1 protein-coding gene is annotated in these 392 nt (G+C 46.9%); it reads right to left on the bottom strand.

Features of this window, described 5'->3' with window-relative positions; all coding sequences use genetic code 11:
* Positions 1 to 392: hypothetical protein (locus tag QWI17_RS00015; protein WP_302720462.1), on the bottom strand; the 392-nt coding region annotated here is incomplete at both ends.

Below are 392 nucleotides of genomic sequence, written 5' to 3'. Positions count from 1 at the left end.
GTTGTCATTCTGATCAAAACTTAACTCAACATTCAGACCCGGATTTTCCTTTTCCAGAAGAACATCGAATTCTTGCTGAGCGCATTCAGAGTTATCTCTAAGCGCCTGCATGCGGTATGAGGTTTCAGCCCACCAGCGCTGTAGCTGGATACGTGATTCAGCATAGATCTCTTCATCATCAAAATGGATCCGCAACTCATCATCCAGATTCAGCGAGCCGATGACTTTTGTAATCTCACCCAAACCCGCAGCATTAAGCTCAGTCAGCACTTTTTGCAAGTCATCTCGCTTCACCTGAACCACTGCGCCCAGTTCTTCAGCAAACAAGGCCGCGGTAAATTCTGTGCTATCGGCCGCTAACATATCCAGATTTATATCAACACCGGCATGCC

This window comes from Gilvimarinus gilvus (assembly GCF_030518155.1).
GTDB classification, from domain to species: Bacteria; Pseudomonadota; Gammaproteobacteria; order Pseudomonadales; family Cellvibrionaceae; genus Gilvimarinus; species Gilvimarinus gilvus.
The sequence above is the reverse complement of the archived record's forward strand: the minus strand, read 5'-3'. Positions and strand labels throughout refer to the sequence as shown.